The organism is Thiorhodococcus fuscus, assembly GCF_042682685.1.
Classification (GTDB): domain Bacteria; phylum Pseudomonadota; class Gammaproteobacteria; order Chromatiales; family Chromatiaceae; genus Imhoffiella; species Imhoffiella fuscus.
Genome location: NZ_JBHUHX010000059.1, coordinates 73,569 through 99,516, shown reverse-complemented (window position 1 = coordinate 99,516; position 25,948 = coordinate 73,569). Strand labels below are relative to the sequence as shown.

General features: G+C 64.1%; 20 protein-coding genes. 16 read left to right on the top strand and 4 right to left on the bottom strand.

The genetic code is table 11. The features are described 5' to 3' along the window. Positions 1-12: 12 nt before the first annotated feature. The 12 genes from ACFSJC_RS18695 to ACFSJC_RS18640 all read left to right on the top strand — a co-directional run bounded on the left by ACFSJC_RS18695 (position 13) and on the right by ACFSJC_RS18640 (position 16,109). Complete coding sequence (locus ACFSJC_RS18695; RefSeq protein WP_386028715.1) at positions 13-978, top strand: YVTN family beta-propeller repeat protein; 966 nt, start codon at positions 13-15, stop codon at positions 976-978. Next, a complete protein-coding gene (locus ACFSJC_RS18690; RefSeq protein WP_386028714.1) occupies positions 975-1,724 on the top strand; it encodes an ABC transporter ATP-binding protein in 750 nt (249 codons plus the stop codon). Before ACFSJC_RS18695 ends, ACFSJC_RS18690 begins: the two co-directional genes overlap by 4 nt. Beyond that, entirely contained in the window at positions 1,721-2,524 is an 804-nt protein-coding gene (locus tag ACFSJC_RS18685; RefSeq protein ID WP_386028713.1) for an ABC transporter permease, read from the top strand. Before ACFSJC_RS18690 ends, ACFSJC_RS18685 begins: the two co-directional genes overlap by 4 nt. 61 nt (positions 2,525-2,585) lie before the next feature. Then, the gene (locus ACFSJC_RS18680) at positions 2,586-3,209 is read left to right on the top strand and encodes a BRCT domain-containing protein (RefSeq protein WP_386028712.1); all 624 of its coding nucleotides are present in this window, start codon (positions 2,586-2,588) and stop codon (positions 3,207-3,209) included. Positions 3,210-3,391: 182 nt separating this feature from the next. Further along, entirely contained in the window at positions 3,392-6,214 is a 2,823-nt protein-coding gene (locus ACFSJC_RS18675; RefSeq protein ID WP_386028711.1) for a Cache 3/Cache 2 fusion domain-containing protein, read from the top strand. A 184-nt stretch (positions 6,215-6,398) separates the two neighbouring features. After that, entirely contained in the window at positions 6,399-7,856 is a 1,458-nt protein-coding gene (gene hydG / locus ACFSJC_RS18670; RefSeq protein ID WP_386028710.1) for a [FeFe] hydrogenase H-cluster radical SAM maturase HydG, read from the top strand. A gap of 34 nt (positions 7,857-7,890) precedes the next feature. Next, the gene (locus ACFSJC_RS18665) at positions 7,891-9,276 is read left to right on the top strand and encodes an aspartate ammonia-lyase (RefSeq protein ID WP_386028709.1); all 1,386 of its coding nucleotides are present in this window, start codon (positions 7,891-7,893) and stop codon (positions 9,274-9,276) included. A 41-nt stretch (positions 9,277-9,317) separates the two neighbouring features. After that, positions 9,318-9,575, top strand: coding sequence for a YgiT-type zinc finger protein (locus tag ACFSJC_RS18660; RefSeq protein ID WP_386028708.1), 258 nt, complete (start codon positions 9,318-9,320; stop codon positions 9,573-9,575). A gap of 84 nt (positions 9,576-9,659) precedes the next feature. Next, positions 9,660-10,901 carry a [FeFe] hydrogenase H-cluster maturation GTPase HydF gene (gene hydF, locus ACFSJC_RS18655; protein ID WP_386028707.1) on the top strand — a complete coding sequence of 414 codons (1,242 nt, stop codon included), beginning with the start codon at positions 9,660-9,662 and terminating at the stop codon, positions 10,899-10,901. After that, complete coding sequence (gene hydE, locus ACFSJC_RS18650) at positions 10,898-12,148, top strand: [FeFe] hydrogenase H-cluster radical SAM maturase HydE (RefSeq protein WP_386028706.1); 1,251 nt, start codon at positions 10,898-10,900, stop codon at positions 12,146-12,148. Before hydF ends, hydE begins: the two co-directional genes overlap by 4 nt. Before the next feature lie 335 nt (positions 12,149-12,483). Continuing rightward, positions 12,484-14,184, top strand: a complete 1,701-nt coding sequence (locus tag ACFSJC_RS18645; protein ID WP_386028705.1) for an NAD(P)H-dependent oxidoreductase subunit E — start codon at positions 12,484-12,486, stop codon at positions 14,182-14,184. 23 nt (positions 14,185-14,207) lie between these two features. After that, positions 14,208-16,109 (top strand): NADH-dependent [FeFe] hydrogenase, group A6, encoded by a 1,902-nt coding sequence (locus tag ACFSJC_RS18640; RefSeq protein ID WP_386028704.1) that lies wholly within the window; start codon positions 14,208-14,210, stop codon positions 16,107-16,109. A gap of 185 nt (positions 16,110-16,294) precedes the next feature. Here ACFSJC_RS18640 and ACFSJC_RS18635 read toward each other — a convergent pair whose 3' ends face one another. Next, positions 16,295-17,368: an endonuclease gene (locus ACFSJC_RS18635; protein ID WP_386028703.1), complete on the bottom strand. Its 1,074-nt coding sequence runs from the start codon at positions 17,366-17,368 to the stop codon at positions 16,295-16,297. Between the two features lie 162 nt (positions 17,369-17,530). Here ACFSJC_RS18635 and ACFSJC_RS18630 point away from each other — a divergent pair, with 162 nt between their 5' ends. The 3 genes from ACFSJC_RS18630 to ACFSJC_RS18620 all read left to right on the top strand — a co-directional run bounded on the left by ACFSJC_RS18630 (position 17,531) and on the right by ACFSJC_RS18620 (position 20,558). Continuing rightward, positions 17,531-18,061 (top strand): O-acetyl-ADP-ribose deacetylase, encoded by a 531-nt coding sequence (locus ACFSJC_RS18630; protein WP_386028702.1) that lies wholly within the window; start codon positions 17,531-17,533, stop codon positions 18,059-18,061. Continuing rightward, positions 18,058-19,008, top strand: coding sequence for an ADP-ribosylglycohydrolase family protein (locus tag ACFSJC_RS18625; protein ID WP_386028701.1), 951 nt, complete (start codon positions 18,058-18,060; stop codon positions 19,006-19,008). The genes ACFSJC_RS18630 and ACFSJC_RS18625 overlap by 4 nt, the downstream gene beginning before the upstream one ends. A 410-nt stretch (positions 19,009-19,418) precedes the next feature. Next, a complete protein-coding gene (locus ACFSJC_RS18620) occupies positions 19,419-20,558 on the top strand; it encodes a hypothetical protein (RefSeq protein ID WP_386028700.1) in 1,140 nt (379 codons plus the stop codon). A 1-nt stretch (position 20,559) separates the two neighbouring features. Here ACFSJC_RS18620 and ACFSJC_RS18615 read toward each other — a convergent pair whose 3' ends face one another. The 3 genes from ACFSJC_RS18615 to recD2 all read right to left on the bottom strand — a co-directional run bounded on the left by ACFSJC_RS18615 (position 20,560) and on the right by recD2 (position 24,511). Next, positions 20,560-21,402, bottom strand: coding sequence for a methyltransferase domain-containing protein (locus ACFSJC_RS18615; RefSeq protein ID WP_386028699.1), 843 nt, complete (start codon positions 21,400-21,402; stop codon positions 20,560-20,562). Beyond that, positions 21,395-22,162, bottom strand: a complete 768-nt coding sequence (locus tag ACFSJC_RS18610) for a PEP-CTERM/exosortase system-associated acyltransferase (protein WP_386028698.1) — start codon at positions 22,160-22,162, stop codon at positions 21,395-21,397. The genes ACFSJC_RS18615 and ACFSJC_RS18610 overlap by 8 nt, the downstream gene beginning before the upstream one ends. 174 nt (positions 22,163-22,336) lie before the next feature. Further along, on the bottom strand, positions 22,337-24,511 hold the full coding sequence (gene recD2 / locus ACFSJC_RS18605; RefSeq protein WP_386028697.1) for an SF1B family DNA helicase RecD2: 2,175 nt from the start codon (positions 24,509-24,511) through the stop codon (positions 22,337-22,339). Between the two features lie 205 nt (positions 24,512-24,716). Here recD2 and ACFSJC_RS18600 point away from each other — a divergent pair, with 205 nt between their 5' ends. Further along, on the top strand, positions 24,717-25,946 hold the full coding sequence (locus ACFSJC_RS18600) for an MFS transporter (RefSeq protein WP_386028696.1): 1,230 nt from the start codon (positions 24,717-24,719) through the stop codon (positions 25,944-25,946). Positions 25,947-25,948 lie beyond the last annotated feature (2 nt).

Genomic DNA, 25,948 nt, shown 5'->3' with positions numbered 1-25,948 from the left:
CAGGAGAGCACCATGCATCATCTGCGAACGGTCATGCTCGGCGTTTGTCTGCTGTCGCCATTGGGGGCACAGGCCTACAGCGTTTATGTGTCGAGCGAGAAGGACAACAGCATCACGGTGGTCGATGGCGAGACGCTCGATGTGCGCCAGACCGTGCCGGTGGGGCAGCGTCCGCGCGGGATCGCCCTGAGCAAGGACGGCGAATCGCTCTATGTCTGCACCAGTGACGAGGATCACATCGAGGTGCTGGATCTCAAGAGCCTGAAGGTCGACCACACGTTGCCGTCGGGACCGGATCCCGAGCTGCTGGCGTTGGGACCTCAGGGCCGATTCCTCTATGTCGCCAACGAGGACGACAACATGGTTACGGTGGTCGACGTCGAGAAGCGGACCAAGGTGATCGAGATCCAGGTCGGCGTCGAGCCCGAGGGGATGGGGGTGAGTCCGGACGGCAAGTGGCTGGTGAACACCTCCGAGACGACCAACATGGCCCATTTCATCGACCTCTCCACGCATGAGGTGGTCGGCAACGTCCTGGTCGATCAGCGCCCGCGTGTCGCCCAGTTCACCCCCGACAGTCGCCAGGTGTGGGTCTCCTCCGAGATCGGCGGGACGGTGAGCGTGATCGACGTGGCCAAGCGCGAGAAGATCCATGTCATCACGTTCGCCATCCCCGGCATGCGCAAGGAGCTGATCCAGCCGGTCGGTATCCGCATCACCGACGACGGGAGCCGCGCCTTCATCGCGCTCGGACCGGCCGCGCGGGTCGCGGTCGTCGATACCAAGACCTTCGAGGTGGAGAAATATCTGCTGGTCGGCCAGCGAGTCTGGAACCTCGCCTTCGCGCCCGATCAGTCGCGCATGTTCACGACCAACGGGGTGAGCAATGACATGTCGGTGGTCGATCTGGAACGGCTCAAGGTGCTCAAGAGCGTTCCGGTCGGGCGCCTGCCCTGGGGTGTTGTGGTCGGGCCATGAGCGACCCGGATGTTCCTGCACTGGAGGTGAGCGGGGTTAGCTTCGCCTATCCGCGCCGTCCGGTCCTGGATGACATCAGTTTCCAGGTGCCGGCCGGCGTCTTCTGCGTTCTGCTCGGAATCAATGGGGCAGGGAAGACGACCCTCTTCTCGCTCATCACCCGGCTCTTTCTGTGCTGTGCCGGGTGCATCCGCATCCTGGGTCAGGATCTGGCCCGCGATGGACATCGGGCGCTGGCCGATCTCGGCGTGGTCTTCCAGCAGCCGACGCTGGATTTGGATCTGAGTCTGCGGCAGAACCTGCTCTATCACTGCGCGTTGTACGGGCTGGATCCCGGGCTGATGGGACCGCGTATCCGCGAGGCGCTCGCCGGGGCCGGACTGGCCGAGCGCGCTGGCGACAAGGTGCGTCAGCTCAGCGGCGGTCAGCGCCGTCGGCTCGAACTGGCGCGCGCCCTGCTGCATGGCCCCCGGCTGCTGCTGGCCGACGAGCCGACCGTGGGGCTCGACGTCCGAAGCCGTCAGGCGATCATCGAACAGGTCCGCGAGACCTGTCGTCTCCAGGGCGTCGGCGTGCTCTGGGCGACCCATCTAGTCGACGAGGTGCAGCCCGAGGACAGCGTGCTGCTGCTGCACCGGGGACGGCTCCTCTATCGCGGGACGGCTCGGGGGATGCTGGAGGCCGCCGGCGCCGAGGATGTCCGGGAGGCGTTCGCCCGGCTCACCGGCGAACGGGAGGCGGCATGAGCGCGCGCGCCTATCTGCGCTGTCTGCTCGGTATCCTGGTGCGCGAGGCGCTGCGTTTCCTGCACCAGCGCGAGCGTTTCTTCGGCGCCCTGGTGCGCCCCCTGGTCTGGCTCTTCATCTTCGCCGCCGGGTTCCGCTCCATCCTCGGGGTGTCCATCATCCCGCCCTACGAGACCTACATCCTCTACGAGGAATACATCGTCCCCGGCCTGATGGCCATGATCTTGCTGTTCAGCGGGATGCAGAGCTCGCTCTCCATGGTCTACGACCGCGAGATGGGCAGTATGCGACTGCTCATGATCAGCCCCTTTCCGCGCTGGTATCTGCTGTTCTGCAAGCTGATCGCGGGTGCGCTGGTCGCCATCCTCCAGGTCTATCTTTTTCTCGCGATCGCCTGGTTCTGGGAGGTGCGTCCGCCGCCGATCGGCTATCTGCTGGCGTTTCCGGCCCTGTTGTTCGCCTCGCTCATGCTGGGTGCGCTCGGGCTCTTCCTCTCCTCGGTCATACGCCAGCTGGAGAACTTCGCCGGGATCATGAATTTCGTCATCTTCCCCATGTTCTTCGCCTCCTCGGCGCTCTATCCGCTGTGGCGCATCCGCGATTCCAGCCTGCTGCTCTACGAGATCTGTCGCTTCAACCCCTTCACCTGGGCGGTGGAACTCATCCGCTTCGCGCTCTATGCCCGGATCGACTGGCCGTCGCTGGCCGGGGTCGCGCTCGCGCTGGGGGTCTTCCTCGGCGCCGCCCTGCTCGGCTACGACCCTGGGCGCGGCATGCTGCGGCGGCGTCCAGGAGGATGACGAACCGCCGGGTTTTTCTGGGTTTTCACACCCTGGTTTCTTGTACTCAGGAGGTCATTCGATGAACGCGCCCGGACCGAACATCCGTTCGTTGCTCTTCACTGCTCTGATTGCGGCCTGCGCCTTCCGGCCGGTCCTCGCCGAGAATGCGGACTGGCCCTGTCCCCAGGCGCTCATGCCGGAGATCTCCGCCGCCGTGCTTTGGGATGGACCCTCCATCGAGGGCGCCGCTTGGCGCGAGGACAGGGAGGTCGCCGCCCTGGTCGAGCATCTCTCCGCTCGCCGGACCAGCGCGGACGAAGCGTCGAACGCGATTGCCGAGTTCGTCGCTCAATTGGATCCATCCGAACGTCATGCACGTCTAACCCTGGTGTTTGCCGGAGTCCTGGAGACACTGAATCGGGACCGTGCCCACCTCATCGACGGGATCGAGCGCTATTCGCGCGACCAATCCAGACGCGCCGAGTCGATCGGCCGTTCGCTCGATGCGCTGGTCGAGCTTGAGCGGGAATCCGCGCCTGAGGCGGCCCAGCAGGCGAGGGATCTCCGGGCGCGGCTCGCCATCGAGGAACGCCTGTTCGACGAGCGTGAGCGCTCGATCCCTTATCTCTGTCGTCGCCCGGTGGCGGTGGAGGAGCGCTTGGGCGGTATCGCCCGCGCCATCGCCGGCCACATGGACCCTTGATCCGGCCTGCGCCTCGCGATTCGACCTCGTTCGCCATTCGTCTGTGGGCTTGAGGTCCTCGATATTCCGATCTCGAATTCCGCCTCAATATGGGGGCGAGTAGGCACTTGTCGCGCTCGTTGTGCGAACGCTAATCCTTGGGGATATGGGCTATCGTCGATTTCGTGGAGGCAGGGGGAAGCATGGAACCAATCAAGAGACTCGCTCGCGGCCGTTCGGTCACGCTCACCTTGTCGCTGGCGGCCAGCGTGGTCATCGCCGTCATTCTCGGTGCCTTCGCCATCGGGATCGCGCAGCTGAATCATCGTCTGATGGAGCAGAAGGTGATCGACCAGATCTCCGGGCAGGCTGCTCTGGTCAAATCGATGCTGAGCAATTTGAGTGCGAACGTGGGTAGCGAGGCACGGCTTCTCATGTCCGTCCTCTCCTCGCGCTTTGGCACGACTTTCGTCTTGAGCCCGGACGAGCGGCTCCTGGTGGGCGGCTCTTCGGTGCCAGCGCTCTATGGCAGTGAGGGGCGGCTCGATCGCGATCTGGCCTATCTGGAAGATTTCACCGCCAGTACCGATGCCGTGGCCACGCTGTTCGTGCGCGATGGCAACGATTTTGTGCGCATCGCGACGACGCTGACGGATGGGAAGGGGCGCATCGTCGTCGGCACCCGGCTCGATTCCGGCGATCCGGGGCGGGAGCGCCTGCTGGCGGGTCGTGACTACGTCGGTCCGGCAACCCTGTTCGGCAAGCAATACATCAGAGTCTACCATCCGCTGGAGAACGGGCAGGGCGAGGTGGTGGGGGCGCTGTCCGTCGCGCTGAACATCGAGGAGCAGCTCGGGCGCGTCAAATCCGAAATCACCTCGCTCAAGGTTGGCGACACCGGATATTTCTTCGTCATCGACGCAAGACCCGGTCCGAGTCTCGGCAACCTGGTGGTCCATCCGTTGCAGGAAGGGACGAATATCCTCGAATCCAAGGATGCGGATGGTCATTCCTTCGTCAAGGATATGCTGGAAAAACGTCGAGGCGTCATCCGTTATCCCTGGATCAACACTGATGCGGGCGAGACGCGGCCCAGGCTCAAGGTGGTGGCCTACGATTTCTTCCCCGAGTGGCAGTGGGTCATCGCCGGTGGTGCGTACGACGATGAGCTGAGCGGCGACAGCGTCATGCTGCGCAATCTCACCTTCTCCGTCGCCCTGCTCGCGGTCCTCGTGCTGGGGGTCGTGATCTTTCTGCTGACACGGCGTCTGGTCAGCCGGCCGCTCGGTGAGGCGGCCAGCATCTTCTCTCGTATCGGTTCCGGGCACTATGACAACGCGATTCCGACCGGTCGTGCTGACGAGATCGGGTCGCTGTTCCAGTCGCTGCGGACGATGCAGGGCAGCCTGGACGAACGGACCCGATCGGACGCCAAGCTCGCCGCCGAGACGTTACGTATCAAGCGCGCCCTCGACAAGGCGTCGACCAACATAATGGTTTCCGACACCGAGGGCACCATCGTCTACGTGAACGAAGCCGTCATGGCCATGATGAGGACGGCCGAGTCGGATATACGCAAGGATCTGCCGAATTTCAGCGTCGACGGTCTGCTGGGAAGCAGTTTCGACGCCTTTCACCGCAACCCGGCCCATCAGAAATCCATGCTGGCGGCCCTCCGCAATACGCATGTCACTCAAATCACGGTGGGTGGCCGCGTCTTCAAACTGGTCGCCAATCCGGTCATCGGCGATGAGGGCGAGCGTCTCGGAACGGTGCTGGAATGGAACGATCGCACGAACGAGGTCGCGACGGAGCATGAACTGGCCTCGCTCCTGGACGCGGCCGTGAAAGGCGATTTCACGCGCCGGCTGCAGCGCGAAGGCAAGGATGGCTTCTTCGAGGAACTCGCCGAGGGCATGAATCGACTGGTCGAGATCGTGGCTAGCGGACTCGCCGACATCGCCCGTGTGCTTGAAGCGATCGCCAATGGTGATCTGACGAAGGTTATCGAGTCGCACTACGAGGGAACCTTCGGTCAGCTGAAGAACGACACCAATCGCACCGTTGCGAGGCTTCAAGAGGTGGTCGGCAATATCAAGGAGTCGGCCGATACCATCAATATGGCGGCCGGCGAGATCGCTGCGGGGAACGTCGACCTGTCGAGCCGCACCGAGACCCAGGCAAGCAGTCTTGAAGAAACCGCGAGCGCCATGGAACAGCTCAACTCCACGGTCCAGCAGAATACTCAGAACGCGCTGGAGGCGAATCGTTTGGCTCAGACCTCGAACGAGATGGCCGTGCGCGGTGGCGAGATCTTCGAGCGCGTGGTGCAGACCATGGGCGAGATCCAGGAATCCAGTCAGCAGATTTCCGAGATCATCACCGTGATCGACAGTATCGCCTTTCAGACCAATCTGCTGGCGCTCAACGCGGCGGTAGAGGCGGCGCGGGCGGGCGAGCAGGGCAAAGGATTCGCTGTGGTGGCCGCCGAGGTACGCATGCTCGCTCAGCGTAGCGCCCAAGCCGCGAAGGAGATCAAGGGCCTGATCGCCGGTTCGGCGACCAAGGTCGATGCCGGTGCAAAACTGGTTGACGAGGCGGGGCATACCATGACCGCCATCCTGGATTCGTTCAGCCAGGTTGCGACCCTCATGTCGGAGATCTCGGCGGCCAGCCGCGAGCAGAGCACTGGCATCGAGCAGATCTCGCAGGCCGTCACCCAGATGGACGAGGTGACCCAGCAGAATGCGGCATTGGTCGAGGAGGCTGCGGCCGCTGCCGAGAGCCTTGAGGATCAGGCACGCTCGCTATCCAAATCCGTTGACGTCTTCACCCTGGATCAAGGAACGCGCCCGGCGCCGGTTGGAGCGGGCGCCGCCTCCGCGAGCCTCGGCCAGCCGTCGCGTTCCGGCCCCGCTTCCGGAGCGGTGAAGCCGGTGCGGCGAGGTGGCTCGGCCACGCGTGGCGGTGTGCCGAAATCCTCGCCGTCGAAGGCGGCACCGGATGAGGATTGGGATGAGTTCTGACGTCGATTCAGGCTGCATCCGCATGCGTTCCTCGGGGCTTGCGAAGCGTGAGTAGCAGCGGATTGAGATATCTCAATAGTCAGTGTTTCGTCGTGGCAATAGTGTAAATTTCTTGTCGTCGCGCGTGGCACGGATCTAACATGCTGACCGCTAATCTGTTCTAGCGACCCCCGGAGATCCTGCAATGACGATTCTGGCGAGCGCTGACGGCGGCTCAGGCCCCGCTGGCTCCCACCGGGCGGACACCGACACCTCCTGGCTCGATGCCGGGGAGATCCGCTCCGCCCTCGATGCCCATATCCGCGAGGATGCCACGCTGATACGGGAGGTGCTCGCCAAATCGCGCGAGCTCAAGGGGTTGACGGCCGGCGAGGTCGCCGCCCTGCTCCAGGTCCGGGACCCCGAGCTGACCGAGGAGCTCTACGCCGCGGCACGCGCGGTCAAGGAGGCCATCTACGGCAAGCGCATCGTCCTCTTCGCCCCGCTCTATATCTCCAACTTCTGCGGCAACGCCTGTTCCTACTGCGCCTTCAGCAAGGACAACAGGACCCTCAAGCGACGCGCACTCACCATCGAGGAGATCCGGCGCGAGACCGAGGTGCTCATCGATCAGGGGCACAAGCGTATCCTCATGGTGGCCGGCGAATCCTATCCGCGCGGCTTCGACTATGTGATCGAGGCGCTCGAGGCCATCTATTCGGTCCGGCGCGGCAACGGCGAGATCCGCCGCATCAACGTGAATCTGGCCCCGCTCGAGGTCGATGAGTTCCGCCGTCTGCATGAGATCGGTATCGGGACCTATCAGCTGTTCCAGGAGACCTATCAGCGCGACGTCTATGAAGCCGTGCATCTGAGCGGCCGGAAGCGCGACATGGACTGGCGTCTCTCGGGGCCGGACCGCGCCATGCAGGCCGGCATCGACGATATCGGTCTGGGCGCGCTGCTGGGTCTGGGCGACTGGCGCTTCGACGTGCTGGCGCTCATGAAGCATGCCGAGCATCTGGAGTCCACCTATGGCGCCGGCTGTCACACCATCAGCGTGCCGCGCATCGAGCCGGCGCACGGGTCCGACTTCTCCAACTCGCCCCTGAACCCGGTGTCCGACGAGGACTTCAAACGTCTGGTCGCCATCCTGCGTCTGGCCGTGCCCTATACCGGCATCATCATGTCGACGCGCGAGACCGCCGAGATGCGTCGCGAGACCCTGGCTCTGGGCGTCTCCCAGATCTCGGCCGGAAGCCGCACCAATCCGGGCGGCTATGCCGCGCAGCTCGATCAGGTCGAAGATGATTTCGACGAGAGCCAGTTCTCGCTCGGCGATCACCGTCCGCTCGACACCGTGGTGCGCGAGCTGGCCGAGCTGGACTACACGCCCTCCTTCTGCACCGCCTGCTACCGCAACGGTCGCACCGGCGAGGACTTCATGCACTGGGCCAAGAGCGCGGACATCAAGCAGAAGTGCGGACCCAACTCGGTCGGGACCTTCATGGAGTATCTGATCGATTATGCCAAGCCCGAGACGGCCAGTGCCGGCGAGCAGGCGATCGCGCGCGATCTGGCCGAGATGGGCACCGAGGAGCGGCGCGTCTCGGACGTGATCCTCGACCGCATCCGCTCGGGCAAGCGCGACGTCTTCTGCTGAGATGGCGGGAGGGACCGGGGACCCGGATGCCGGCATGCGGATCGAGTCGGACGCACTCGGCGCGTTTCCGGTTCCGGCCGACGCCTATTACGGCATCCATACCGCTCGCGCCCTGGCCAACTTCGATCTGCTCGGCCGGCCCTGCCGCCCCGAGCTGATCCGCGCCATGGCGCAGGTGAAGCTGGCCTGCGCCCGCACCAACGCCGAGCTCGGATTCCTGCCGGAGGCCGAGGCGAAGGCCATCGAGGCCGCCTGTCGCGAGATCCTCGCGGGCGGTCTGCGCCCATGGATCCAGGTCGACGCGCTCCAGGGCGGGGCCGGCACCTCGCTCAACATGAACCTCAACGAGGTGATCGCCAACCGCGCCGAGGAGCTGTTGGGCGGGTCGCTCGGGTCCTATGCGCGAGTCCATCCGCTGCATCAGGTCAACCTGCACCAGTCGACCAACGACGTCTTCCCGACCGCGCTCAAGGTCGCCTCTCTCGTGGCGCTGGACCGGCTGGAGAAGGGCATCGCCCGGCTGCAGTCCGCCTTCCAGGCCCGGGAGCACGCCTTCGAGGGCATTCCCAAGATGGGCCGGACCCAGCTCCAGGACGCCTGTCCCATGACCGTCGGCGCCGCCTTCGGCGCCTGGTCCGAGGCCTTCGCCCGCGACCGCTGGCGGGTCTTCAAGTGCAAGGAGCGGCTGCGGGTGGTCAACCTGGGCGGGACCGCCATCGGCACCGGACTGACCGCGCCGCGCGACTACATCTTCCGCGTCACCGACCGGCTGCGCGAGGAGACCCGGCTCAACCTCGCCCGCGCCGAGAATCTGCTGGACGCGACCCAGAACGCCGACGTCTTCGTCGAGGTCTCGGGCATCCTCAAGGCCCACGCGGTCAATCTCTACAAGATCTCGTCCGACCTGCGCCTGCTCGCCTCGGGTCCGCGCGCCGGCATCGCCGAGCTGCGCCTGCCGCCGGTCCAGGCCGGATCCAGCATCATGCCGGGCAAGGTCAACCCGGTCGTCTGCGAGGCCGCGGCCCAGGCGGCCATGACCGCCATCGGCAACGACACCATGATCACCCAGGCCTGCCAGTCGGGTCAGCTGGAGCTCAACGCCTTCCTGCCGCTGGTGGCCAACGCCCTGCTGGAGAGCCTGGCGGTGCTGGAACGCGCCTCCCTGATCCTGGCCGAGCGCTGCGTCGAGGGCATCGAGGTGGACGCCGAACACTGCCGCGAACAGGTCGAGCGCTCCTGGGCCGTCGTCACCGCCCTGGTCCCCGCGCTCGGCTACGAGACCGCCTCGCGCATCGCCAAGGAGGCGGCCGCGAGCGACCGGCGGGTCCGCGATCTGGTGCTGGAGCAGGGGCTGCTCGATGCGGCGACGCTGGATCGGCTGCTCTCGCCGGCTGCAATGACGGCGCTGGGGTATCGTTAGAGTAGAGTGTTTCAAGAACCCTTACGAAAGAGGCTGACCCGATGACCCGGCATTGTGCCTTTTGTGGCCACAAGCATCTGACGGCCAAGACCGCTCGCTATATTCACCAGCTGAATGACGAACTGCTCATCATCGATGACGTGCCCTGTCTGGAGTGCGAGTTCTGCGGTGAGCAGTATTTCGATGCGGCGGTCTTGAAGGCCATCGAGGCAGAGCACACGGCCATCATGGAACATCGCAAGGCACCGCAGGCGACCAAACGGGTGGCGGTGGAGTCCTACGCGTCGTTTGGTGGCTGACGACTGGCTCGGGTTGCCGTCGAGGTGGCCTATGCTCCGAGCTGATATTTCGTTCCCGCCTTTCTGAATCCGAGTCATTCTCCCATGCTGGACACCCCCAAGAGTCTACGTCTGCACATCGGCATCTTCGGACGCCGCAATGCCGGCAAGTCGAGTCTGATCAACGCCCTGCTGGGCTATCCGCTCTCCATCGTCTCGGACGTGGCCGGGACCACCACGGATCCGGTCGAGAAGGCCTTCGAGCTGCCGCCGATCGGGCCGGTCGTCTTCGTCGACACCGCCGGGATCGACGACGAGGGCGCGCTGGGCGGGATGCGCATGGCCAAGACCGCCGGGGTGCTGGAGCGGGTGGACGTGGCCCTGCTGGTCTGCGATCAGCGCGGTCTCGGCGAGGAGGAGCGTGCGCTGATCGTCCAGCTTCGCGAGCGTGAGACGCCGATCCTCTGCGTGCTCAACAAGAGCGATCTGGGCGAGGCCCCGGATGCGGGAATCGCCGAGCTGCTCGGGGAGGGCGGCGAGCTGGTGCGGATCTCGGCGCTGGAGCACCAGAACATCGACGCGGTGAAGGAGTCCATCATCCGTCTGGTGCCCGAGGACTATTTGCAGGAACCGCCGCTGGTCGCCGATCTCATCCAGCCGGGAGGCAGCGTGGTGCTGGTCGTGCCCATCGATCTGGGTGCCCCCAAGGGACGGCTGATCCTGCCCCAGGTCCAGGTCATCCGCGAGGTCCTGGACGCGGATGCCGTCTGCACCGTGGTCAAGGAGCGCGAGCTCTCGGCCGTGTTCGAGGATCTGCGCTCGCCGCCCTCGCTGGTGATCTGCGATTCGCAGGTGGTCATGAAGGCGGCGGCGGACACCCCGTCCGAGGTGCCCCTGACCACCTTCTCCATCCTCATGGCCCGCTTCAAGGCGGACCTGATCAAGCTGACCGCCGGTGCGGCCATGATCCACAGACTCAAGCCGGGCGACCGGGTGCTGATCGCCGAGGCCTGTACCCACGATCTCATCTGCGACGATATCGGCCGGGTCAAGATCCCGCGCTGGCTGCGTCAGTTCGTCGGCGGCGATCTGCAGATCGATTTCAGCAGCGGCAAGTATTTCCCCGAGGAGATCGCCCACTACGATCTCATCATCCAGTGCGGGGCCTGCATGGTGACGCGCAAACACATGCTCTCCTGGCTCTACCGGGCCGAGCGCCAGGGCGTTCCCATGACCAACTATGGCGTGGCCATCTCGCTGCTCCAGGGTGTGCTGACACGCTCGCTGCAGTCCTTTCCGGCGGCCATGGCGGCCTATGAAGACGCCTGTCGGGAGGCTTCGACATGAAGACCCTGGATGAGCTGTTGCGGCAGGAGCGCTTCAGCGACGCCGACATCGTCCGGCTACTGGGGCTGACCGATCCCGAGGACTGCGAGCGTCTGCGCCGGGCGGCCTATGATCTCACGACCCGTCTGGTCGGCGATCTGGTCCACTATCGCGGCATCCTCGAATTCTCCAATCGTTGCACCCTCAACTGCCGCTATTGCGGCATCCGTCGCGACAACCGCGAGCTGGAGCGCTACGACCTGAGCCTGGAGCAGCTGGTCGAGGGGGCGGTCTGGGCGGCGGAGAACAACTATGGCTCGGTCTGTCTCCAGGCGGGGGAGCGGCGTGACGAACTCTTCGTCGCCTTCGTCGAGGAGTGCATCCGCGAGATCCGCGCCCGTACCCGGTCCGAGCGGCTGCCCGACGGGGCCAGCATCACCCTCTCGCTCGGCGAGCAGCCGCTGGAGACCTACGCACGCTGGCGCGCGGCGGCGGGCGAGGCCGATTGCATGCGCTATCTGCTGCGCATGGAGACCACCAATCCCGAGATCTTCGCCCGGCTCCATCCGGACGGATTCGCCCACGAGAAGGCCTATGCCTCGCGCATCCAGGCGCTGGAGGACCTGCGCACGGCCGGGTTCCAGGTCGGTACCGGGGGCATGATCGGGCTGCCGGGTCAGACCCTCGCCGATCTCTGCGCCGACATCCGCTTCTATCAGCGCATGGACGTCGACATGCTCGGCATGGGGCCGTACATCCTCTCGCGCGGTGGCGACATGCTGGACGAGGGGATGCTGGAGCAGGGACCGCTGTTGCAGCTCGCGCTCAATATGCTGGCGGTCTGCCGTCTGGTGCTGCGCGACGTCAATATCGCCGCAGCGACCGCACTCCAGGCCCTGGCCGAGGACGGGCGCGAGCAGGGGATCGCCTACGGCTGCAACATCATCATGCCCAACATTACCCCGCGTCCGGTGCGCAAGCGCTATCAGCTCTACGACAACAAGCCCTGCATCGACGAGGAGCCGACCGACTGCCGTGCCTGTCTCGAGGGCCGCATCCATCGCATGGGACGGCGGGTCGGCTGGAACCAGTGGGGCTGCTCGCGTCATTTCCGGCGACGTATGAATCTACCGATCTCCGTCGATGCCGCGCCAGCTCGACATGAGCAGTCGCCGGGTGCGGGTTTGGCCGGCATTCCAATTCAGCTCGGCTCGGTCTCTGACGCGTCCGTATCAATGCGGAACGATGCGGTTCGGCGTGATCCTTGAGGCGGCGTTGTTTCCTCGCCGAATGACCTGGATTGAGTAATTACCCTTAACAAGGCCGGCCTAGATGCTTGTATGACGAACGTATTTCAGAATACCATTAAATTCTGCGGTATTTTGTAGGGGTATTAGTTTACCCAATACTGATCCTTCATGCGCCGCGCTGGTCGTAACCCCGTCGGACACCGGATTCCTCACAGGTCATCCGCGCTCCCGCGCCGTTTCGACGTCCAGATGATGGGTCGATACGCGGGGATCGGCCGCTGTCGCGGCCACCCAGCTCGTGTTCAACATGGCCGCGTGCTCCCTTTCGCGGGGCGTGCGGAGTGAGGTCTCTGATGTTGCTGACTGGGCAGGACAATGAAAAAGCCGTCATCAAGGAGCTGATGAAAACAATAGGGTCCGAGCGATCGGAGCTTATTCCACTCCTTCTGGCGTATCAGGACGAATTCGGCTATGTCTCCGAATTCGCGATGCAATACATCGCCGACCAGCTGAAGATCCCCGCCAACGAGGTCTACGGCGTCGCCACCTTCTTCCACTTCATCAACAAGAAGCCGAAGGGCAAATTCATCATCCGGCTCAGCCGCGACATGTCCTCGATCATGAAGGGGGCCAAGTCGGTCGCGCGTCAGCTGCGCAACGACCTCGGCATCCGCTTCGGCGAGACCACCCCGGACGGCATGTTCACGCTCGAATGGACGAGCTGCATCGGGATGAACTATCAGGCCCCGGCCATGATGGTGAACAACGAGGTTTTCTCCAACCTGACCCCGCCGATGGTGCATCGCATCATCGAGGAATGCCGTCAGGAGGCTCGAACCCGCCGCCCGACCGTCGGCAATGTCGGCGAGACCTTTTCCAGCATCCTCAGCTATTCCTCCCACGCGCCCAACTCGGCCCTGACGCGGGCGGTCGAGGAGATGACTCCGGTCGATGTGGCCAGCGAGCTGACCGTCTCCGGACTCAAGGGACGTGGCGGCGCCGGCTTTCCGACCGGCGTCAAATGGAGCCTGGCCGCCAAGGCCGAGGGCGACGTCAAGTACATCATCTGCAACGCCGACGAGGGCGAGCCGGGCACCTTCAAGGACCGCGTTCTTCTCGGCAAGTACGCCGATCTGGTGTTCGAGGGCATGACCCTGGCCGGCTATGCCGTCGGGGCCCGCGAAGGCATCGTCTATCTGCGTTACGAATACACCCATCTGCGTCCGCACCTGGAGGCGGTTCTGGAGGCGCGGCGTCAGGCCAATCTGCTTGGCGAGAACATCCTCGGCAAGGACGGTTTCTCCTTCGACATCCGCATCCACATGGGCGCCGGTGCCTATGTCTGCGGCGAGGAGACGGCACTGATCGAGAGCCTGGAAGGTCGCCGTGGCGAGCCGCGCAATCGTCCGCCTTATCCGGTCGAGAAGGGTTTGCACGGCCGTCCGACCGTCGTCAACAACGTCGAGACCCTGGCCACCGCGAGCTGCATCATCGCGCGCGGCGTCAACTGGTTCACCTCCATCGGTACCGAGCGCTCCAAGGGCTTCAAGCTGTTCAGCGTCTCGGGCGACTGTGCCCGCCCCGGCGTCTACGAGCTGCCCTGGGGCATGACGGTGCGGCAGCTGCTGGAGCTGGTCGACGGCGTGGGGGCCAAGGCGGTCCAGGTCGGCGGCTATACCGGCGAGCTGGTTCCGGAGAGCCAGTTCGACCGCGTCATGGGCTACGAGGACCTGGGCATCGGTGGTTCCATCATCGTCTACGGCAAGGGCCGCGACATGCTGGAGGTGGCCGAGAACTATCTGGAGTTCTTCGTCGAGGAGTCCTGCGGTCAGTGCACGGGCTGCCGCATCGGCAACCAGAAGTTGCTCGACGGCGTGCGCCTGCTGCAGAAGGGCACCTGCTCCAACCGCTATCTCAACGATCTCATCGGTCTCAGCCACAGCATCAAGACCACCTCCAAGTGCGGTCTGGGACAGGCGAGTCCGAACGTCTTCATCGCCATCAACGAGCACTTCAAGGAAGAGATCATGGCGCGCCCGGTCCTGGCAGCCTGAGGACGGATGGGAGCAACAACGAGATGAACAGCAAGCACATGCATACAGCCTCCAAGCACAACCGTAACGCCTTCGTTCCCGGTCCGGACGCACCCATGATCGATGTCTCCATTGATGGCATCGAACTCAAGGTGCAGCAGGGAACCTCGATTCTGGACGCCGCCCGTCAGGTCGGTGTGCGCATTCCGACCCTCTGCCATCACGACGATCTCTGCACCTCCGGCGTTTGCCGGGTCTGCGTGGTCGAGGTCGAGGGCGCGCGCACCCTCCAGGCCTCCTGCGCCACGCCGGTGATGCAGTCCGTCACCGTCAAGACCAACACCCCCAAGGTGCGCTCCGCCCGACGCCACATCATCGATCTGCTGCTGGCTGAGCACTACGGCGACTGCAACACCTGCAAGCGCAACAACAACTGCGAGCTCCAGTCCCTGGCGGCCGAATACGGCGTCGACTTCTACCGCTTCGGTCATCCGACCGAGCCCAAGTACGTCATCGACCGCAGCAGCCCCTCGATCGTGCGCGACATGAACAAGTGCGTGCTCTGCCGACGCTGCGTGCGCGCCTGCGACGAACTCCAGGGCGTCGGCTGTCTCACGGTCGCGAGCCGCTCCTCGCGCGCGCATGTCGCGACCTTTGCCAGCAAGCCGCTCGCGAACGTGGTCTGCATCAACTGCGGTCAGTGCATCAACCACTGTCCCACCGGCGCACTGACCGAGCTGGATCAGACCGATGAGGTCTGGACCATGATCGAGGATCCGACCAAGCACGTGGTCATTCAGACCGCGCCCTCGCCTCGCGCCGGCATGGGCGAGTGTTTCGGGCTGGAGCCCGGCACCCCGGTGACCCAGCAGCTCAACACCGCGCTCAAGCGGGTGGGCTTCGACGCGGTCTTCGACACCAACCACACCGCCGACCTCACCATCATCGAAGAAGGTACCGAGCTGATCCTGCGGCTCTACAAGGCGCTGGTGGAGAAGGACGAGAGCGTCAAGCTGCCCCAGTTCACCAGCTGCTCGCCCGGCTGGGTCAAATACATGGAGCATTTCCACACGAACCGGCTCGATCACCTGTCATCGGCCAAGAGCCCGCAGCAGATGTTCGGCTCGTTGCTCAAGACCTATTACGCCGAGAAGAAGGGCGTCGATCCGGCGGATATGGTCGTGGTCGCGCTCATGCCCTGTACCGCCAAGAAGTTCGAGTGCAACCGCCCCGAGATGAATTCGAGCGGATTCAAGGACGTGGACTACGGCCTCACCACCCGTGAGCTGGCGGGGATGATCAAGGAGTCGGGCATCGATCTGCCCAAGCTGCCCGAGGCGCCGTTCGACGCCCCCTTCGGCGAGGCGTCGGGTGCCGGCGCAATCTTCGGTGCGACTGGCGGTGTCATGGAGGCCGCGCTGCGTAGCGTGATCGAGATGGTCACCGGAAAGCAGGTCGAGGACTTCTACGACCACGCCAACATCCTGCCGGTGCGCGGAATCGAAGGGGCGCGTCTGGCCGAGATCCCGATCACCGAGGTCGGTCCGGTGCCGGATCTCATCAAGCATCTGGTTCCGAATTGGGATTGGCTGAAGGGTGCGACCCTCAAGGTCGGCGTGGTGCACGGTACCGCCAACGCCCAACGGGTGATGGAGGACATCGAGGCCGGCGGTCCGTTCAGCGAGTGCCATTTCATCGAGTTCATGGCCTGCCCGGGCGGCTGTCTCGGCGGCGGCGGTCAGCCGATCCCGACCAGCCCGGAGATCCGCGCCAAGCGGTCTCAGGCCATCTACCAGATCGACGCCGACTACGCGGTGCGTAAGTCGCACGAGAACCCGATGGTGCTCCAGCTCTACCAGGAGTTCCTCACCGACGGTCCCTGCGGACACATCTCGCACCATCACTTGCACACGCACTACCAGGCGCGCGGCAAGTTCATCAAATAGATCTCTCCGCACGCAGCATGGGTGCCGAATCTCGGCATCCATGCTGGTCAATGGTCCGGATCAGAGGATCCATCCATGTCCGTCCGCGTAGCCCGGATGGAGCGATAGCGGTTCCGGGGATGCCCTTGCGGATACGCTCGGCGGCAACTTGAGCGCCGTCCTGGGTTTGCTGCCCTGCACCCAGGCTACAGCGGTTTGTAATCGGCGACGTATGTGTTGCCGACTCCTTGGATTCGCCGGATACGTTTCTCGCGCTCGATCTCCCAGGCATCCGGTGGATCGCTGTTGTTCCAGGCGGTATAGAGCTGTTCGTCCTGGCGGCTCAGTCGGAAGCCGTAGGTATCGCGCATGTAGAACATGGTCCGGGCGATGTCGCCGCGGACGTTCTGAGGCGGCTGGACGCGGCGCTGGCTGGCGTCGATGCGGATGTCGCAGTCGCCGAAACGCTCCCCGCCGCCGACCATGCCCCAGTTGAAGTTCGATCGCTGTCCGTTGATGTAGCCGTCCGCCGGATAGAGGTTGAAGAGGTCGTTGTGCGCCGCCTCGAAGACCGGGTCGGTTCGTTCGCAGCATTGACGGCCGGAGAGCGTGCGCCCCCCGCTGGTTACGCAGTCAGGAAAGGCCTCGGGCTGTCGCCAGCACTTGCGCATGTTGCCGAACTGGGCGGCGGGGAAGACATGTTCGGCCTCCACGCGCTGGGCGCGCGAGCTGGTCAGGCCGGTCAGACCGCAGCTGCCGAGCTCTATCTGGCGCTTGTCGTCATAGCGGCATCCGCAGTAGAAGGTCTTTCTGTGATCGGAATAGACTTGGTCGTAGAGCAGTTTTTTCGCACCGGCGAAGGAACCGGCCACCTGAGGTAGTCTGCTGGCGTCGGGCTGGATGGTGTCGCCGTTCTGGGGCAGCCAGCGTTTCGGATCGAGCGGAAGCGATTGGATCAGCGAAAGCATATCCCCGCTCAAGGAGGGCGCGCGCGAGCCCAACAGATCGCCAAGCCAACCTCCGGTATCCGAGGCGATCTCGCCCAGCAAGGTGCGAATATCGACGGTGATGGATACGGCCTGTTGGGCGCTTTCCGGCAGCTTTTCGACGATGGTTTGCGGGAGCGTCGACACCAGACCGATCGCCCCCAGCGCGATCGCGAGGCCGCGCAGTTTGAGCAGCCAGGTTTTGAGCTTGGAGGGAAGCCAGATCGGTGTGTTCGAGCGGGATTTAGCGGTGGAGCGGGGTTTCTTCGAGGATTTCTTCGGAGCACGAGCCATGAAACTGCAAACCAACGGAGACGGAGAGGTTGCACTTTAGCAAAAGGGTCGCGTCCATTCGGACACGTTGCGGGTTCTGTTTCGACCTAAGGGGGACGTGTCGAACCTGCGTTGTGTCGGGGTGTCGATGTCTGTGGCAATCGGGTGGGAGGTGAGTCGGTCATGAGGGCAAGGTTGAGCGCGGTTCGAGCGGACATCACCAGCCTGGCGGTGGACGCGATCGTCAACGCGGCCAACGGATCGCTGCTTGGCGGCGGCGGTGTGGACGGCGCCATCCATCGCGCGGCTGGTCCGGAGCTGCTCGCGGAATGCCGTGCGCTCGGCGGTTGTGCCACCGGCGATGCAAAGATCACCCGAGGCTATCGCCTACCGGCCCGATTCGTCATCCATACGGTCGGTCCGGTATGGCAGCAGGGCAGGGCGAACGAGCCCGAGCTGCTGGCTTCCTGCTACCGGCGCTCGCTTGAGCTGGCCGCGACGCACTCGGTGCGCACACTGGCCTTCCCGAGCATCAGCACGGGTGTCTATGGCTATCCGGTCGAGTTGGCCGCCGAGGTGGCCGTCGGTGCCGTCCGCGCGGTTCTGGAGCGGTCGACAGTGCTCGAAGAGGTCGTTTTCTGCTGTTTCTCGGCGGAGGATTTGGCTGTTTATACACGTCTTCTGATGGATCCGGCTTCTGAGGTCGCGCCATGACGACCTACGCCGAGCACTCACTGGCGGAGCGGTTCCGTGGCGCACTGATCGGGCTCGCGGTCGCCGATGCGCTGGGAACGACGCTCGAATTCACCCGCCCAGGATGCTTTCAGCCGATCGACTGCATGCAGGGCGGCGGCCCCTTCCGGCTCGCCCCAGGTCAGTGGACGGACGATACCTCGATGGCCCTTTGCCTGGCCGAGAGTCTGATCGTGTGCGCCGGCTTCGACCCTGAGGATCAGATGCGCCGCTATCTGCTCTGGCGCGATCAAGGCCACTGGAGCAGCACCGGACGCTGTTTCGACATCGGCAACACGGTCGCCCAGGCGTTGCGGCGCTTCGAGGAGACGGGCGATCCCTTGGCGGGGTCCAGAGATCCGCACAGTGCTGGCAACGGCTCGCTGATGCGTCTGGCGCCCATTCCGCTCGCCTTCGCCCATTCGCCCGTCGAGGCGGTGCGCTGTGCTGGATGCATGTCCCGCACGACGCACGGTGCCTCGGAGGCGGTCGATGCCTGCCGCTACATGGCCGGTCTGATCGTCGGGGCGTTGCAAGGCGTGGACAAGACGATCCTGCTCGGTCCGCGCTTCGCCCCCGAGGGCGTCGATTGGGCGGTACATCCGCTGAGTTCGCAGATCGACCAGATTGCCGCCGGTCGCTTCAAGGTGCGTCATCCTCCGGCGATTCGTGGGACAGGTTACGTCGTTCAGTCGCTGGAGGCGGCCCTTTGGGCCTTTTGGAACACGGAGACCTTCCGCGAGGGGGCGCTGCGAGCCGTCAATCTGGGCGAGGACGCCGACACCACAGGTGCCATCTATGGTCAGCTTGCAGGCGCCTATTATGGTCTGAACGCCATTCCGGAGGATTGGCGCGGTCGCATCAGTCGTGGCGACTCCATCTTGGACCTGGCCGATCGGCTCCTACGTTTGGCCAATTGTGAGACCTGAGTCCAGATATCGCTCGGGTGTTTCTCCCTTTCACAATGGCGGGGTAAAGAAAGGCTGTTTCGTGCCGATAGCGTTTCTGAAGTCGATGTCTCCCGACGCATCGATTTCGACAACTCAAGCTGTTCTCCTCATCTCTCCCCCGAGAGATCCCTCGACCCGGCGAATGCCGGGTCTTTCTTGCTGTTCAGGGGATGCTCTGATTTCGACTTCCAGCGCGGCGTTCGGGCGGTTGCTGCTCTACAATGGCGCCTAAGGTCGTGTGTTCGGTGCGCTCGGTGCGTTTCGATCGGTCTATCTTCGTGCGTTGGAATAGGGAAAATTGGGGAGTGCCTGCTTTGCATTTGGATCTTCGCTCGACGATCAAGGGAATTGCGGTCCACTGTGCAGTCGGGCTGGCGGGTATCTGTAGCATGGCCGCTCAGGCCGGCGACTGGCCCGAGCAACTCCAACTTCACGGCTTTGCGAGCCAGGGTTACATCCTGACGACAGGGAACAATTATTTCGGCGACTCCATCGACGGAGGCTCCTTCGATTTCCGTGAATTGGGGCTCAATGCCTCTTGGCGCGTGAGGCCTGGTCTACAGTTCTCGGCTCAAGCGGTTTCACGCCTCGCGGGGGAGACGGACGATGGCGCCATCCGGCTGGATTTCGGCTTCCTGGACGACCGCTTCCTGGCTGGACGCGAGGGGCAGATGGGAATTCGGCTCGGGCGCATCCTGAATCCACTCGGCTTCTATCTGGACACGCGCGACGTCGCCTTCGCCCGCCCCAGCATCCTGCTGCCGCAATCCATCTATTTCGACGTCAATCGCAACCTGGCGCTTTCGCTGGACGGCGCTCAACTCTATGGCGAGCGTTACGGTGAGACGGGCAATCTTTCGCTTCAGCTGCAGTGGGGATATCCGAGGGTCGACGATCCGGATTTCGAGCGCTCCATCTTCTTCGGACCCGTGCCAGGTGAGCTCGATCCCGATCCGACCTGGCTGGCGCGGCTGGGTTACGAGTCCGTGGATGCGCGTTTCCGGTTCGCCGTCTCGGGTGGTCAGGTGAATGTAGGTTACGATCCCCATGGTCCTGGGGATGTCTTGGGCTCCGGCCGGTTTCGGTTCGAGCCGCTGATTTTTTCGGCGCAGTACAACGCCCGGTATTGGGATCTGACGGCCGAATATGCGCGGCGCTCGGCGAGCGTGCGGGATTTCGGTCCTGAATTCCCCGATGTCGGATTCACCGGCGAGAGCTATTACCTACAGGGAACCTACCGCTTCGCCCCGCGATGGGAGGCGTTGCTGAGATACGACGTGCTCTACTGGGACAAGGAGGACCGCAATGGAACGGCATTCGCCGCAGCGACCGGTCTGCCGGCATACAGACGTTTCGCCAAGGATCTGACTCTGGGGATGCGCTGGGACGTCACTCCAGCCTTCATGCTGAGGACGGAGTTCCATTACATCGACGGCACCGGCTGGCTGTCCGAGCTGGAGAATCCGGTTCCCAGCGAGACCGAGCGCTACTGGACGCTCTTTTCGGTTCTCGGCTCCTATCGCTTCTGATCTATCCCGCTTGGGCGGATTCGAGGTCTTGGGGGACGCGTCCTGCCGCAAGTACCAGGTTCATGCTACAGAAGGCGTTGCCCTGCCGTTCGGCATACTCCAGCCCTTGGCGCCAGATTGCGATCTCGGCGTCGATCATGACTCTCGCCTCCAGGGACTTGCGTTCCACCTCGTCGAGCTTGGTGAGGTAGCGGAGCAATTGGCCGTCGCCTGCGATGACGACAGGCCAGACCTCGACCTCGATATGGGTCAGTCCAGACTCCTTGAACAGCCTGAACAGTTGGCGGCCCGAGTATCCGTTGCTCAACAGTCGCTCGGCTCGGAAACGGGCGAGCCGGCGCTCGATTTCGACATGCGGCGAATCGATCGAGAGGCTTCCCCAGTCCGAATCGACCAGGACGATCCAGGCTCCCGGCCGGGCGACGCGTTGCATTTCCGCGAGCGCCTGCGACGGGTTGTCTAGATGGATGAAGAGTCGTTCGCTGCGGCAGGCGTCGAAGATCCTGGATTCCAGTGGCAAGTTCGCGGCATCTCCCTGTCGATGTTCCACGCGTTCGGCCAGGCCCGCACGCTCGGCGCGCGTCTGGGCGATCTCGACCATCTCCGGATCGGCATCCAGGCCGAGAATCTGTCCTTGCGGGCTGACCAGCTCGGCCATCGCGAGTGTATCGATGCCTGGTCCGCAGCCGACATCCAGGATGCGTTGGTTCGGCGCAATGCGAAGCAGTTCGTAGCTGCGTTTCTTGATTGGCTGGACGAGGTCCGCAGCCGCTTGGAGATAGGAGGTATCGACATAGCCTGGAGTTCGGGGCGCGTCCCGCATGGAGTTTTCCTCTTTATGCATGCTGAGCGATCGGTGCCTCGTACGAGGGACGGGGGCCAAACAACTGCTGGTCGACGAGCCAGAAGAGGTCAATGACGTCTGGACTCAGCGAGTCGACGACCGTTTCACGCGGCAGAACGAAGGGGGCGCGTGGTCCGTGATGCTCGACCAACTGACCGGCTTGGATAAAACGAATGCCGAAACGCTGAAGGCGTCTCGCCAAACGTGGTTCCATCAGGGCGAAGCTGAAGTCGGTCTGGCTGCGCAGGAACATGGCGATCCCCGCCATGAAGAGTCCGACGGGGATCATGGGGAAGGCGTCGCGTTGTTCGGACGTCTCGTTCGTATCGTTCGGCGTCAGGCTGACGGGGGTCTTGGTGTCTTTGCGTCTGCGTCTGAAGGATTCCAGCACCGCCAGCCGGGACAGCTCTCCATAACAGGCTTTCGGCATGAGCCGGGGGTGGATGCCGAAGTCCGGTGTCGGTGGGCAGAAGCGTTCGAATGGCAGGGGGCGGCCGTCCTCATCCGAATCCGCGCTGATAAAACGAATGCATCCAACCGGCGCCTGAGTCTCGCGGTGGGTCATGAGGCAGTGCAACGCGCGGTCGTCGAACTCGTCCCGTTCCATTTTGTCGGGGAAGCGACCCTGCGGTTCGTATTCGAACTCCTCGCAGTAGACCTGGTAACGGATATGAAGGGTCTGTTCGAGTTGGTCAGGGTGTTGCGCCAGCTTGAGCTCGAAGTATTTCCCGAAGTTGGCGGCGATACTGGTTTGAGCCATGGCCTGCACTCCATGCATGACTGTTAAGGGGGATCCGATCGGTCGCCCGTATCCAGGTCTAGGCTGCAGTCGCTGGTCGAGCCAGTGGGCCGGCCGATAAGCCGAACAGGTTGGCGGGTTGGAGTCGCAACGTGGCCGATCCTGGTATCGGCATCAAGGGGCCATTCTGCAGCTTCACTCCATCAACCGCCACCGCAGTTTGGTCAATCGTTGGCTCGATCCGGTCTGTTTGATCGCGATGCCGAGCGCCTTGGGTTGGGCGATGAGCACCACCAGACGCTTGCCGCGCGTGACGGCCGTGTAGAGCAGGTTGCGTTGCAAGAGCGTGTAGTGCTGGGTCGCGAGCGGAATGACGACGGCAGGATATTCGGAGCCTTGGGCCTTGTGTACGCTGGTGGCGTAGGCGAGCGCGATCTCGTCCAGTTCTCCGCTCTCGTAGACGACCGGACGGCCGTCGAAGTCGATGGTCAGCAGACCCTCTTCGCTGTCGATCGAGCGGATGCGGCCGATGTCGCCGTTGAAGACCTCCTTGTCGTAGTCGTTGACCAGTTGGATGACCTTGTCGCCCGGTGCATAGGTCCAGCCGAAGCGCTCGATGCGCGGCTGGGCGTCCGGGTTGAGGGCGTTCTGCAGGGCTACGTTGAGCGCGCGCGAACCCAGTCCGCCACGGTTCATCGGCGTCAGGATCTGGACGTCGCGCACCGGGTCGAGACCGAAGCGTCCGGGGATGCGCTCGGTGACGACCCGCATCAGCTTGTCGTGGATGGCCTCCGGTGTATCGCAGCGGATGAGATAAAAATCGCTGTCCGGGCCTTCGGCATCCGGCGGCTCGGGCATCTGGCCGGCATTGATGCGGTGGGCGTTGACCACGATGCGCGAGGCGGCGGCCTGGCGGAAGATCTCGGTGAGCCGTGCGGTCGGCACGGCGCCCGAGCCGATGAGATCGGCGAGCGCCGCGCCCGGTCCGACCGAGGGGAGCTGGTCGACGTCGCCGACCAGCAGCACGGCGGCTCGTGTCGGCACCGCGCGCAGCAGTTGATTCATGAGGACCACATCGACCATGGAGACCTCGTCGACCACCAGCAGATCGGTGTCGAGCGGGCTGTATTGGTCGCGCTTGAAGCCCATGGTCTGGGGATCGAATTCGAGCAGACGGTGGATGGTCGTGGCCTCCCCGCCGGTCGACTCGGACAGCCGCTTGGCGGCGCGCCCAGTCGGCGCGCACAGCCGCACCTCGACCCCCTTGGCGCGCAAGATGCGCAGGATGCTGTTGACCACCGTGGTCTTACCCACGCCCGGACCGCCGGTGATGATGGTCACTTTGCCCGAGACGGCGGCGCTGACCGCAGCGCGTTGCGAGTCGGACAGGGCGAGCCCGGTCTGGGCCTCGACCCAGGGCAGGGCCTTGTCGACGTCGATGCCTCCCCAGGGCGGCGGGTCGAGCCGGAGCCGCTCCAGACTGCGGGCGACGCCGAGTTCGGCGCGCTGCAATGGGGCGAGGAAGAGCGCGGGTCGGTCGTCGATGGGCTCGGCGATCAGCCGTTCCTCCGCCAGTTCGACCTGGATCGCCTCCTGAATGATGGGCTCCGGGATCTCCAATAGGGTGCAGGACTGTTCGACCAGCGTCTCGTGCCAGGCGGCGCAATGGCCGTCCCCGGCGATCTCCTGGAGCACGTGCCGTACCCCGGCCTGGGCGCGGATCAGCGAGTCGTGGGGGATGCCGAGGCGCTCGGCGATGGTGTCGGCAGTCTTGAAGCCGATGCCGTGGATGTCCAGCGCGAGCCGATAGGGATTCTCGCGCACCCGCTCGACCGCCTCCTCGCCGTAGGTCTTGTAGATGCGCACCGCGCGCGCCGTACCGACCCCGTGCGACTGGAGGAAGACCATGATCTCTCGGATGACCTTCTGCTCGGCCCAGGCCTCGGTGACCCGCTTCTGGCGCTTGGGGCCGATGCCGTCCAGCTCCAGCATCCGCTCCGGGTTGTCCTCGATGACTTCGAAGACCCGCTCGCCGAAGGCGCCCACCAGCTTGCGGGCGAAGTGCGGTCCGATGCCCTTGACCATGCCCGAGCCCAGATAGCGCTCGATGCCATCGAGCGTGCGCGGCGGGATGATCCGCAGACCGATCGCCTTGAACTGGAGCCCGTGCTGGCGGTCGTTGACCCATCGGCCTTCCGCTTCCAGGTATTCGCCCGGCGTGACGCTCGCGGCCGAGCCGATGACGGTGATGAGATCGCGCTCGCCGCGTACCTTGACGCGCAGCACGCAGAAGCCGCTCTCCGGGCTGTGGAAGGTGATGCGCTCGATGGAGCCGCTGAGGTGTTCGGTGGGTGCTTGGGGCTCGGACATGAGGGCGGCTCGATCGCTCTGCGTGCGGGTAGCGGGCGGAGAAGGGATAGGATTAACAGGATTTTTCAGGATTGGCAGGATTTTTCGCGTGGTCGAGTGGCCGGACACCTGTCGCCGCGTGTTTTCGATCGGTCGTTCGAACGCGGTTTGTGGCGCTCAAGTCCCTGCCTTAGAATGAAGAATTGTTCCGCGTTGTCCCATTCGAATGATCGCCGCACGCACCCCCGCCTTTTGGCGTGCGACCCTGGCCCTGAGCCTGGGTTCGCTGTTGACCTTTGCCAATCTCTACACCCCTCAACCTCTGCTTCCGCTGTTCAGTGCGACCTGGGGTATCTCGCCGGTTCACGCCAGTCTGACCGTTTCGCTGACGACCCTGGCCCTGAGCCTCTCGCTCCTCGTCTACGGTCCCTTGTCGGACGCCATCGGGCGGCGTGGGATCATGTTCGTGACCATGACGCTGACGACCCTGTGCTCGCTGGCCATGGCCTTCGCGCCGGATTTCTGGTCGCTGCTTGCGCTGCGCACGGTCCAGGGGCTCGTGATCGGCGGTCTGCTCGCCGTCGCGATGGCCTACATGGGCGACGAGTTCGAGCACGACGCCATGGTTCTGGCGGTCGGGCTCTATATCAGCGGCAATTCGCTGGGCGGGATCTCGGGGCGGCTCATCAGCGGTGGCGTGGCCTCGGTCTGGGGCTGGCAGACGAGCTTTCTGGTGACCGGCTGTCTGAGCCTCGTCATCCTGATCATCTTCATCTGGATGCTGCCGCCGTCGCGCGGTTTTCGACCCAAGCCCCTGCATCCGGTCGCCATGCTGGCCGATCTGGGGCGACATGTCCGCAATCCGATCATTCTGCTCGCCTGTCTCGTCGGCGGTCTCAACTTTCTCGTCTTCATCAATATCTACAACTACATCACCTATCTGCTGAGCGCACCGCCCTACAACCTCTCGCCCGCGCTGTTGGGGTTGCTCTTCCTCACCTATCTCTCGGGAACCTTGGCCGCCGGCGTCTCCGGTCGGATCGTGGGCACGCGCTCCCAACCGTTGGCGATGGTCGCCGGGCTGCTCATCCTCATCAGCGGGACGCTTCTGACCCTGGTGCCGCGTCTGGAGGTCATCATCCTCGGCATGGTGATCAACGCCATCGGCTTCTTCTTCACCCACACTCAGGCTGCCGGCTGGGTCAGCCGCAAGGCGGATGGCGCGCGCGCGAGCGCCTCGTCGCTTTATCTGATGTCCTATTACGGCGGTGCCAGCGTCGGCAGCTTCTATCTCGGTCCTTTCTGGCACTGGCTCGGCTGGGACGGCGTTGTTTTGGGCGCCGTCGTCATGCTGTGCGTCGCCATAGGCGTTGCGTTGGGGTTGCGTGTGTTGGAGCGGCGCGATCGCGCCGCCCTGCCCGCCGATCCGGAGCATGATCCCCTGCCGGATCTCTGAGC